Origin of the sequence: Flavitalea sp. (assembly GCF_035489435.1) — a bacterium.
GTDB lineage: Bacteria > Bacteroidota > Bacteroidia > Chitinophagales > Chitinophagaceae > DATHKG01.
Genome location: NZ_DATHKG010000098.1, coordinates 1 through 10,681, shown reverse-complemented (window position 1 = coordinate 10,681; position 10,681 = coordinate 1). Strand labels below are relative to the sequence as shown.

At 41.3% G+C, this 10,681-nt stretch carries 10 protein-coding genes; 5 read left to right on the top strand and 5 right to left on the bottom strand.

Annotation, left to right across the window (positions count from 1 at the left end; all coding sequences use genetic code 11):
* Positions 1 to 61: 61 nt before the first annotated feature.
* From deoC to VK664_RS16255, 4 genes are all read left to right on the top strand, one after another.
* Positions 62 to 733, top strand: coding sequence for a deoxyribose-phosphate aldolase (deoC, locus tag VK664_RS16270; protein WP_461399744.1), 672 nt, complete (start codon positions 62 to 64; stop codon positions 731 to 733).
* A 125-nt stretch (positions 734 to 858) separates the two neighbouring features.
* Positions 859 to 1,302 carry an SPOR domain-containing protein gene (locus tag VK664_RS16265; protein WP_461399743.1) on the top strand — a complete coding sequence of 148 codons (444 nt, stop codon included), beginning with the start codon at positions 859 to 861 and terminating at the stop codon, positions 1,300 to 1,302.
* 150 nt (positions 1,303 to 1,452) lie between these two features.
* Positions 1,453 to 2,628 (top strand): M20 metallopeptidase family protein, encoded by a 1,176-nt coding sequence (locus VK664_RS16260; RefSeq protein ID WP_461399742.1) that lies wholly within the window; start codon positions 1,453 to 1,455, stop codon positions 2,626 to 2,628.
* Positions 2,629 to 2,819: 191 nt separating this feature from the next.
* The gene (locus tag VK664_RS16255) at positions 2,820 to 4,376 is read left to right on the top strand and encodes a CotH kinase family protein (protein WP_461399741.1); all 1,557 of its coding nucleotides are present in this window, start codon (positions 2,820 to 2,822) and stop codon (positions 4,374 to 4,376) included.
* 50 nt (positions 4,377 to 4,426) lie between these two features.
* On the opposite strand, the gene VK664_RS16250 is transcribed toward VK664_RS16255, so the two are convergent.
* The 5 genes from VK664_RS16250 to VK664_RS16230 form a co-directional block, all read right to left on the bottom strand.
* Positions 4,427 to 4,843 carry a hypothetical protein gene (locus VK664_RS16250; protein ID WP_461399740.1) on the bottom strand — a complete coding sequence of 139 codons (417 nt, stop codon included), beginning with the start codon at positions 4,841 to 4,843 and terminating at the stop codon, positions 4,427 to 4,429.
* Between the two features lie 222 nt (positions 4,844 to 5,065).
* The gene (locus VK664_RS16245; RefSeq protein WP_461399739.1) at positions 5,066 to 5,782 is read right to left on the bottom strand and encodes a hypothetical protein; all 717 of its coding nucleotides are present in this window, start codon (positions 5,780 to 5,782) and stop codon (positions 5,066 to 5,068) included.
* Positions 5,783 to 5,799: 17 nt separating this feature from the next.
* Positions 5,800 to 6,171 carry a GntR family transcriptional regulator gene (locus tag VK664_RS16240; protein WP_461399738.1) on the bottom strand — a complete coding sequence of 124 codons (372 nt, stop codon included), beginning with the start codon at positions 6,169 to 6,171 and terminating at the stop codon, positions 5,800 to 5,802.
* A gap of 20 nt (positions 6,172 to 6,191) precedes the next feature.
* Positions 6,192 to 7,046 (bottom strand): hypothetical protein, encoded by an 855-nt coding sequence (locus tag VK664_RS16235; protein ID WP_461399737.1) that lies wholly within the window; start codon positions 7,044 to 7,046, stop codon positions 6,192 to 6,194.
* A gap of 9 nt (positions 7,047 to 7,055) precedes the next feature.
* Complete coding sequence (locus tag VK664_RS16230; protein WP_461399736.1) at positions 7,056 to 7,889, bottom strand: ABC transporter ATP-binding protein; 834 nt, start codon at positions 7,887 to 7,889, stop codon at positions 7,056 to 7,058.
* Between the two features lie 203 nt (positions 7,890 to 8,092).
* On the opposite strand from VK664_RS16230, the gene VK664_RS16225 reads away from it, so the two are divergent.
* On the top strand, positions 8,093 to 10,435 hold the full coding sequence (locus VK664_RS16225) for an NADP-dependent malic enzyme (RefSeq protein WP_461399735.1): 2,343 nt from the start codon (positions 8,093 to 8,095) through the stop codon (positions 10,433 to 10,435).
* Positions 10,436 to 10,681 lie beyond the last annotated feature (246 nt).

Genomic DNA, 10,681 nt, shown 5'->3' with positions numbered 1-10,681 from the left:
AAATTAGGTAAATGAGTGTATTAAGTGTCAAAGAAATTTGTTTAACAAACTAAATATTCAGATGATAATAAATTCATATATAGATCACACAATACTTAAACAAACAAGTACTATTAATGAGATCAGGCAGTTATGTAATGAAGCACGCGATTTTCAATTCGCAGCTGTTTGTGTGCCACCGCCGCTGGTGAAAAATGCAATTAAATTCCTGGAGAACTCAGGGATAAAAACGGCTACGGTGATCGGTTTCCCTTTTGGCTATTCTAACTTACCTGCAAAAAAAGCCGAGGTTAGCCAGGCGATAAAAGACGGCGCGGATGAACTTGACATGGTAATCAACCTCATTGCGCTTCGTAACAATGCCTGGTCTTATCTTCAGGCAGAAGTAGCCGGGATAATTGAACTGGTACGTGAAGAGAATAAGTTACTCAAAGTAATTATTGAATCGGGAATACTCACTGAACCGGAAATCATCCGTTGTTGTGAAATTTATGGTAATGCGGGTGTAGACTTTTTGAAAACCTCGACTGGTTATGCAGAAAAGGGAGCCAGTGTGGAGGCAGTTAAATTGATGAGAGCAAACCTCCCTGCCACGGTACGTATCAAGGCATCGGGTGGAATCAGGAACTTTGCTTTCGCGAAAGAGTTGATTGAAGCCGGTGCTGACAGGCTTGGTTGCAGCGCAAGTGTGTCAATAGTAAACGGGCAGGCCGCAGAAAATAATGGATACTGATATGGCTAATCTGCTCTCAAACATTAACAAATTGCAGTTCTCTTTCTGGTATATAAATAGCAACTTTGAGTGTGTTGATGATATATGTGTTTCAAAAATTATAAGCAGCTACGATAATTAATTTTATGAACAGACCCGTATTATTTTTTCTTGTCCTGCTGTTTGCCGGGACCGTTAATGGTCAGACTGCGAATCAGTCAGTAAAGGTCAGCAAGGATCCCCGCATAGACTTATTGTTGAAAAAGCAGGTTGAGTCCAATGAAATCCTCACCCGGGATCAGCGTCGTTCTGCTGCCGGATACCGGATTCTGGTTATTAACACCGCTGATCGTGGTAAGGCAACTGAAGCCAAAACCAAAATGTACCAGGCTTTCCCGGAACTGAAGTCATATCTCTCTTTTCAATCTCCTAAGTTTCATCTGAAGGTGGGAAATTTCCGTGATCGCAGTGAAGCAGAAGCTTATCTTGAAAGCATCAAATTAACTTTCCCCACAGGAGTTTACATTGTTCGTGACACCATTGAAGTTGATCCTGTTGCTACGGTTGATTCAACCACACAGCAACCTTAGCCCCTAACATTGCAATATTATACTTGAATCACTAATCATATAACTGCGTGTTATGAGAAATCACGTCCTAACTTTAATTGGTTACAAGACGTAATTTTTGAAATACCTGCGACCCCGGCAACATTTGAATCGGTTTTTGTAATTTTCCATATGTTATCGCAAAAGATCAGGCTGCTTTCGGCACAATATTCCAGGGAATTTATTGAAGTAAGACATCATTTACATGCGCATCCGGAACTCAGTTACAAGGAATATGAAACCTCGAAGTTTGTTCAAAAAAAACTGGCCTTATTTGGGATAGACTTCACCGTTATAGCAGGAACCGGTGTTGTCGGACTGATTCAGGGGAATAACCCATCCTCAAAAATTATTGCGCTGAGGGCTGATATGGACGCTTTGCCGATACAGGAGGAAAATGATGTTCCATATAAATCCGTGAATCCCGGAATCATGCATGCCTGCGGCCATGATGTTCATACAAGTTGCTTGTTGGGTGCAGCAAAGATTCTTAATGAATTAAGAAATGAATGGGATGGAACAATAAAACTCATATTTCAACCGGGCGAAGAAAAAAATCCCGGTGGCGCAAGCATTATGATCAGGGAAGGTGTGCTGGAAAATCCTGCACCGCAAGCGATTTTCGGATTACATGTTCATCCCGGCCTGCCTGTTGGAAAGTTTAGTTTCCGTGGTGGCCAGGTAATGGCAAGTGCAGATGAAATATATATAACAATACGTGGTAAAGGCGGTCATGCGGCAGCACCGCATCTTACAACTGATACCATATTGATTGCATCGCAACTGATTGTAAACCTGCAACAGGTTATCAGTCGCAACCGGGATCCATTTCAACCATCTGTTTTATCAATCACTTCGTTCCAGGGGGGCTATACTACCAATGTAATCCCCAGTGAAGTAAAACTAATGGGAACATTCCGGGCATTGAATGAGGAATGGCGGTTTAAAGCTCATGAGATAATCAGAAAATTGAGTACCGAACTTGTACACAGTATGGGCGCGGAACTTGACCTGCATATTGATGTTGGATATCCTACGGTATATAACAACGAACCATTAAATGCTACAGCCCGGGCGCTTGCCGAAGACTATATAGGAACAGAAAATGTCGAAACCACCGAGATGCGTATGGGCGCAGAAGATTTCGGGTACTACTCACAGTTAATACCCGGATGTTTTTATCGCCTCGGGGTTGGCAATGTTTCGGAAGGCATTACTTCAGGTGTACACACCCCTACTTTTAATATCGATGAGTCTGCTATTGAGAATGGTATGGGCATGATGGCCTGGTTAGGCGCCGGGTATTAAAATTGAATTAAGGCCGTATCCATGACGAAATAATCCAACCCTGTCCGCGTTAACATCCCGGCATCAATATTTTGAGATAGCAGAAAATTGGCGCATTGTCATGCCCTGTCCAGACTCTTTCAAAATAAGGGTAGCCTACCCGGGGAACTAAACGTTTTCCCCTATATCTGTTAATCCGTAAACCTATTTGAATGTCAACAAGTTTGAGATCCAATCCTATGTCTATGCCCATGGGGGTTAAGACCACTCTATTTGGGCTTCTGCTACTTAGCTTTTCCTGCCGCAAAGAAGCTGTTATTATTGGCCAGGAATTTAGACCTCCGGTTGAAGACTCTGAGCAGCATCTTGCAAGCTTCTATTTTTTGCCTGACATTAATAGTCCATTTCTCAAGGACACCGTTACACTAGAGATAAATGGAAATGAAATCACTGGCCGGATACCAATTTATACGAATCTTAAATCATTGGTTCCGACGTTTGAGACCAGGGCAACAAAAGTTATCGTTGACGGCCAGGCACAGGAAAGCGGTAATACTCCACAGGATTTCCAGAAGCCAGTTATCTATCGCACAGAAGATATTAATGGACTGTCAAAACAATACACAGTAAAGATTACAAATTTTACAGGTCTGCCCGTAATAAAACTTGCAACAAAAGATGGTGCAGTCATCGATTCAAAAGATAACTATGTTGATGCGCAAATCAGCATTGACGGCGCTGGCTTTTATAATGAATTTGAAGGTACAATGAAGATTAAAGGACGTGGCAACTCTACCTGGGGTTTTCCTAAAAAACCTTACAAGATGAAATTCGATAAGAAAGTTTCGTTGGTTGGTGAAGGCGAAGATAAAGAGTGGGTTCTGCTGGCTAACTATACAGACAATTCACAGCTTCGCACCTCTGCGGCGTTTTTTCTCGGAGATATCAGCAATCTGGATTGGACCCCGGATGCACACTATGCCGAAGTGTTTTTAAATAATGTTTATCAGGGTACTTATCAGCTTTGTGAAAGTGTAAAGCTGGGTGAGAATAGGGTTAACTTACCTAAGGACGGATACCTGCTGGAAGTTGACCAGGAGGAGCGATTGGAGGTGGGTGACGTTTTCTTTAAGACTTCCAAAATGCTTGTCAATATCAAGGAACCGGAAATGGTGCAGAATGACCCGAAATATAATTATGTAACATCTTATCTCGCGGATGCTGAAAATGCATTATTCAGCGATCACTTTAAAGATACGCTGATCGGTTATGCCAAATATCTTGACATACCTAGCTTCATAGACTGGTACCTCATTAACGAGATCTCGAAAAACAATGACGCTATTTTTTACTCAAGTTGTTACATGAATCTGACACCAAAAGGTAAATTGAAAATGGGCCCGATATGGGATTTTGATCTTGCATTTGGTAACACCGAGACTAACGGCAATAATTCTATAGAGGGTTTCTGGGTGAACAAAGCTCCCTGGATAGCGCGTTTATTCGAAGATCCGAATTTCGTAAAACAGGTAGTAACCCGTTTTAAGTATTTTAAAATAAACGAAAATGCCCTTTTGGTAAATATCAATACAAACGCTTCAAAATTAAGATGGTCAGCAATCGAAAATAATAGCAGATGGCAAACCTTGTACCCGGGAGTATGGCCAAATGAAAATGTTGTAGTTAAGTATAATAATGAGGTTTTAAAACTTAAAAGCTGGATCAGTGCCAGGATGGAATGGCTGGACAAGGCGTTATTAGCACTTTAATATGCAATTAACTTCCAGGCAGCTTTTTGCCTGGCGTAAAAAATAAAAGCTTATATCTTATCGATGTAAGCTTTTATTTTTTTGCCCTGTATATGTTCAAAGGTAAGCACAAAATAAAGTTTGCCATCTTTCGCTTCGAGCGCTCCTGTTCCTTTGCTTACCCTTCCATCAGGAAAAGTAACGGAAAGATCGTAGCTGGATTTTCCATCTTTTAACGCCTCTTTCCATTGACATTCTTTATTCAGGATCGTGGCGGTCATGATGTTTTCACCGTTGTCTTTTGTAATAACGATTTTGTCTTTGCTGATATCGATTTTGGCGGGATCATTCTTGTTGTCAACCACCTCATCTTTATCATTCAACATTTCCTGTTTAATGGTACGCAGCGCGAGTGTTGTATCACACTGGCCATAAGATATCGCAGTAGCAAAAATGCAGGCTAAGAAAATGATTGCAAATTTTTTCATGATAATAGGTTTAATGACTATGAGTGGATTCGTCTCACAGGATCATTTGACCACAAGTAAACAAAAAAGTTACAACCCGGGGGATATTTTTTCGAAAACAAATCATGTTGCCTGGAACTATTTTGGAATAGAAGAGTGCGGACTATTTACAAATCCATAAAATGATACCGAAGATGATAGGAATAATAATCATAAAAATAAAGTTTAATGGTGAATGGTGTATTATGGGAATTTGAGCTTTTGCAGATTCTGGCCACTGATCTGGACAAGTGAACTGTCATCAGCTTTTATCATGAGATTTTTGATACCGCCAACCTCATTGTCCCTGAAAATAGATTTTTCCAGTTCAAAGGACAAGGTGTTGAAATGGATTTTATTTGATGAAAGATCTACCTCGGAACGTTGTTTTGCTGTTACAAATACATCACCAAAATACATAGCAGCATCCTGTTCATTAATACGATTTCCAAAAAGCAACCTTGATTCATTAAGTTCAACCCGGGTTACTCCTCCCTTTGTCGTATCCAACTTACCAACTATACTAAGCGAGGTATTTTCCGCAACTATCATAGAAAACTCCGGCAGGTGAAGACTGATTTCCTGGTAAATTCTGTGGCGATTATTGTCAGAGCCTGATGAAATTGAAGTATCACCTGTTACAATAAGCGTGTCGCCGGACACATAATACCGGAACGATAAAGGCATGTTTTTTTCAAGTTCAAGTCGGTATGAATCTGATGGAACCAGCACAACATTTTCCAGGCCGTTCAACCGGACATAATTCACCGGTTTAATGGTAATGCTATCTTTTTTTGGGCCTGACCGGGCGATTGTAAACTTGCCGTTTTTATATTTCTGGGTAAGTGCAACGTGAATGCTTGTAATGATCAGCAAAACTGCTATAAAAAGACTAAGTAATACTTTATTGCTTGTTTTCATTTTTGCTTTTATAAGAGTTAAGCGAAATGTTGTTTGATGAAATTCTCAAATCTCGGTTTGAGCTCCTCAATGTCCATATTCAACAGGTATAAATTCCTGAAGATGGTAGGAAGATCTTTTTCTGTAAAAGCGTTTTTTCTGTAAATCGTAGCCTGTGAAACCGCATTGGCTGAAACAAAATAACCGATACCGCGCTGGTTATGTATGATTTCCTGCTGTTGCAAAAATTCAAATGTGCGCATCACCGTATTTGGATTTACTTCAAGTTGGATGGCAAGCTCGCGGACCGAGGGTATTCTTTCCCCCGGTTTCCATTCTTTCAACAATATCTTCTCGCACACGTAGTCTGCGATCTGCAGGTATATAGCTTGTGATTCTCGGAATTGCATATTAATTATTTTAGTCCTTGTTAAACTTCCTTTTCTTTAAAGCGGAAATAAGTGACAATCCAGAATATGGGCGCAAATGCAAATTGTAGGAGGAATAACAGGATGTCGTCTATCCATTCCGGTAAGGTAACCAGTTTCGCATTGTCGAAGTTCCCGTTAGCATAAACCCTGAAACTTGTGAGGCCACTATAAAAGCCGCCCTCGGGCAGCATAGGGTAAAGCGCCTTGCCTACAAACAGTGTAATAACAAGTGCTACACATGCCAGGGCTATGGTGGTTTTGATAAAGCTGAACTTCGCAAAGTAAACAGAACCTAATATGTAAGCTGATTGAACAGCAAGATAAGCAAGGATAAATACCCGGAAAGGATTTGGTTCATCGTTCGTGGTACCAAGGGTTTCAGAATTTCTCCCAAAAACATTTATAACTTTTGCTGGCTTTTCGATCGCTTCCCCAAGGTTCCGCGGCTCACTGGCAATGCTGTTTCCGAAATTCACCATCGCAAAATCAACTATGTAAAATATCACTGTATAGGATATAAAAAAGAACACAACGCCATATAATAAACCACAAACTAACTTCTCAAAATGTGAAGCGGGAAAACTCAGATAATTCATTGCTTTTGGCCCCGATGACAATTCATTGAAAAGCATGCTGCCAAAAAAACAGCCTAAAATACCCAGGCCGAAAAAAAATGTCAGCATCTGCATTTCTGTCCCTATGCCGCGTTCGGAGCTAAAAAGCAATACAAAACTGTACCAGAAAAACAGCATTCCTGCCATCGCTACCAGACCGAGCAGGTATTTTTTTCTATTCTCGCTCCAATGCTTGGAAACGAGTAACGTGAATCTGTTAAAATCGAAAACCTGGTTCATAAATAATTTTTATGCGTTAAAAACGGATTGGATTTTAGCCTGGTTTGTAATAATGGCTTTGTATAACAGCTCGAGGTCAATCTTTGACTCTTCTCCATCTGTATTGGCTGTAATAATCGCACTTCCACGTAAAGATGATTCCTGGTAAAACGCATCATGGATCTCGGCGGGGTCAAACGAAATATGAAAAGAAAGCTTGCGGGAAATATTATCGATGCTCTGATCAAACAAAATCTTTCCTTCGTCGATTATTGTAATCCTGTCAATCAGGTTTTCAAGATCCTTCACCTGGTGAGTACTGATGATCACACATTTATTTTCATTAAGCGCCCCCGCCATCACCTTTCTGAACTGGCTTTTACTCATAATATCAAGTCCGTTGGTCGGCTCATCCATCAATAAAATCGAAGTATTGGTTGCCAGTCCAAGGCTGATCAACACCTTTTTCTTCTGGCCATAACTCATGTTTTGCAGCGATCCTTCCAGTGGGATATTGAATTCAGCAATGTATTTGCGGAATTGCTCCTTGTTGAACCTCGGATAAAAAGGGGCATAATGTTTTTCCAGGTCGCTCAGCGGTACATCAGGCATATGAAATTCCTCCGGGACCATAAATACTTCCTGCAAAAATGCCGGTGTTCTTTCGCCAGGATTAAAACCCATTACTTCGATTTTTCCCTGTCTTGGAAACAACAATCCTGCTATGTTTCGCAACAGGGTCGACTTGCCTGTACCATTTTTTCCAAGTAAACCATAGATAAATCCTGGCTTGAGTTCCAGGCTCAGATCCTTGAAAACCGGCTTTTTAGGATATCCAAAATGTAAATGCTGAACTGAAATCATAGCTTGGTGTTTTAGTGTACTACTTAAATAGTACACACAAACATACGCTGTTTAATTTCAACTCCAAAAGTTTTTTAAAGTTTTTTTGCAGTTTTTTAAGAATTCCCTGCAACACCGGAGGGACCGCCTTCGGTTGGGGCTTGCAAGTCATTCCAAATCACTTCAATAAAACAATCCTTAAATTGCACCCCTATTCAATAATTATGCAAAAAGAACTCAGAAGGGAACAGGCACTCGAATACCATTCTAAAGGGAGGCCCGGGAAAATCGAAGTGGTGCCGACAAAAGATGCAAAGACCCAACGGGATCTTTCTTTGGCATATTCCCCTGGAGTTGCCGAGCCATGTAAGGAAATATATAAGAATGTCGAAAATGTTTATAAATACACTGCGAAGGGGAACCTGGTGGCAGTTATAAGCAATGGTACCGCTGTTCTGGGTTTGGGTGATATCGGCCCTGAAGCTTCAAAACCTGTTATGGAAGGCAAGGGCGTTCTTTTCAAAATTTTCGCCGACATCGATGTGTTTGATATTGAAGTGAATGAAAAGGATCCTGAAAAATTTGTGCAGATCGTAAAGGCGCTGGAGCCCACTTTTGGAGGTATTAACCTGGAGGACATTAAGGCCCCGGAATGCTTTTATATTGAACAAAAACTTCGGGAAACGCTCAAAATTCCCGTAATGCATGATGATCAGCATGGCACAGCGATTATCAGCAGCGCGGCGCTTTTAAATGCGCTCGAACTTCAAAAGAAAAAAATCGATAAGGCCAGATTTGTAATCAATGGTGCCGGTGCTGCAGCGATGGCTTGTGTGCAATTATATGTTTCACTTGGTGCCAGGTATGAAAATTTTATATTGTTCGATAAGGATGGTGTACTGCATAAAAACAGGACCGATCTTGACGAAACAAAAAAACTGTTTGCAGTTGAATCCGATAACCTGACCCTGGCCGGTGCATTAAAAGATGCTGATGTATTTGTGGGTTTAAGTGTTGGTAACGTTGTGACACCTGAGATGGTGAAAAGCATGGCAAAAAGACCTATCGTATTTGCTATGGCCAATCCTGATCCGGAAATTACCTATGATGCTGCAATCGCTGTTCGCTCCGATCTTATCATGGCTACCGGGCGAAGTGATTATCCCAACCAGGTTAATAATGTACTTGGATTTCCATTTATTTTTCGTGGTGCGCTTGACGTAAGGGCCACCAAGATCAATGAGGAAATGAAGCTTGCAGCGGTAAAGGCACTTGCCATGCTCGCTAAATCAGCAGTTCCCGATATCGTGAACATTGCTTATAGTGAAGATAATCTCGCGTTTGGTCCAACCTATATAATACCGAAGCCGCTTGATCCCCGTTTGCTTTCAACAGTTTCACCCGCGGTTGCGCGTGCCGCTATGGATTCCGGAGTGGCACAAACCGAAATCAAAGATTGGGATGCCTATGCGATTGAACTCAACAACCGCCTTGGACTCGATAACCAGGTGATGCGGATCATGGGCAACAAAGCAAGGCTCGATCCAAAGCGGATCGTTTTTGCAGAAGCTGATAACCTGAAGATCCTGAAGGCTGCACAGATTGCATATGATGAAGGAATAGCACTGCCAATTTTATTGGGTGATGAGAAAAAGATCAGGGCAATTGCTGCTGCCAACAAGATTGATATCGAAGACATCCCCATCATTGATCCAAGAAGCGATGAGGCCGAACCTTATCGAAAAGAATATGCTGAAATATTTTTCAGGAAAAGACATCGTAAGGGGGTGAATAAATATGAATCATACAAAATGATGAAGGACCGTAATTATTATGGTTGTATGATGGTGGAAACCGGTGAAGCTGATGGTATGATCTCCGGACTAACAAGAAATTATGCGGAAACTATCAGGCCGGCTTTACAGGTGATCGGCACCGAAGCCGGCGTTAAAAAGATCGCCGGTATGTACCTGCTTCTTACAAAAAAGGGACCCCTGTTTATGGCAGATACAACCGTGAACTTTAACCCGACCGCAGAGGAACTTGCAGACATAGTTCTTATAGTGGCAAAGGAAATAAAAAACTTCAATCTTACTCCAAGGATTGCCATGCTGAGTTATTCGAATTTCGGAAGCAGCGATTCACCCGAAGCAAGATTGGTGGCAGAAGCAAGAAACATTGTAAAGAAAAAGAATCCATCTCTAATAATAGATGGCGAAATGCAAGCGTCTATGCCATTTAATAAGGCGATCCTGAAAGATAATTATCCTTTTAGTGAATTGGTTGACCAGGACGTCAATACCCTCATCTTTCCAAATCTTGCAGCAGGCAACGTTGCTTATAACCTGTTGAAAGAAGTGGGTGGTGCAGATGCTATCGGGCCGATATTGCTGGGATTGAAAAAACCGGTGCATGTGTTACAATTGGGTAGCTCTGTAAGAAGTATCTATAATATGACTTTAGTAACGGTGATCGATGCACAACTTAAATGTAAATCGGTTGCCGGTAACAAGATCGGAAACAAAGGTGCCTGGAAAAAATTCAGGAAAGTGAGTAAAGAGATATAACCGGCACCAGTGCTGGTTGCAGGCGTTTAAGGGATTGCAGATTGGGACTTTAAACCTATCTTCACAACGAATATAGAGCGAAGACATGACATTTTTTACAGAGCTGGGCCGTTACCTCTTAATGATTAAAGGGATGTTTTCCAAACCGGAAAACTGGAAAATGTACTGGAAAGAATTTATGCATCAATGCTCCGAAATTGGCATTGGTTCATTGGGTATCGTGGCCATCATTTCCACTTTTATAGG

What these genes read in the sequence shown, in the direction of transcription:
- deoC (WP_461399744.1), top strand. Translation starts at nt 62, where the DNA reads ATGATAATAAATTCATATATAGATCACACAATACTTAAACAAACAAGT.
- VK664_RS16265 (WP_461399743.1), top strand. Translation starts at nt 859, where the DNA reads ATGAACAGACCCGTATTATTTTTTCTTGTCCTGCTGTTTGCCGGGACC.
- VK664_RS16260 (WP_461399742.1), top strand. Translation starts at nt 1,453, where the DNA reads ATGTTATCGCAAAAGATCAGGCTGCTTTCGGCACAATATTCCAGGGAA.
- VK664_RS16255 (WP_461399741.1), top strand. Translation starts at nt 2,820, where the DNA reads ATGTCAACAAGTTTGAGATCCAATCCTATGTCTATGCCCATGGGGGTT.
- VK664_RS16250 (WP_461399740.1), bottom strand. Translation starts at nt 4,843, where the DNA reads ATGAAAAAATTTGCAATCATTTTCTTAGCCTGCATTTTTGCTACTGCG.
- VK664_RS16245 (WP_461399739.1), bottom strand. Translation starts at nt 5,782, where the DNA reads ATGAAAACAAGCAATAAAGTATTACTTAGTCTTTTTATAGCAGTTTTG.
- VK664_RS16240 (WP_461399738.1), bottom strand. Translation starts at nt 6,171, where the DNA reads ATGCAATTCCGAGAATCACAAGCTATATACCTGCAGATCGCAGACTAC.
- VK664_RS16235 (WP_461399737.1), bottom strand. Translation starts at nt 7,046, where the DNA reads ATGAACCAGGTTTTCGATTTTAACAGATTCACGTTACTCGTTTCCAAG.
- VK664_RS16230 (WP_461399736.1), bottom strand. Translation starts at nt 7,889, where the DNA reads ATGATTTCAGTTCAGCATTTACATTTTGGATATCCTAAAAAGCCGGTT.
- VK664_RS16225 (WP_461399735.1), top strand. Translation starts at nt 8,093, where the DNA reads ATGCAAAAAGAACTCAGAAGGGAACAGGCACTCGAATACCATTCTAAA.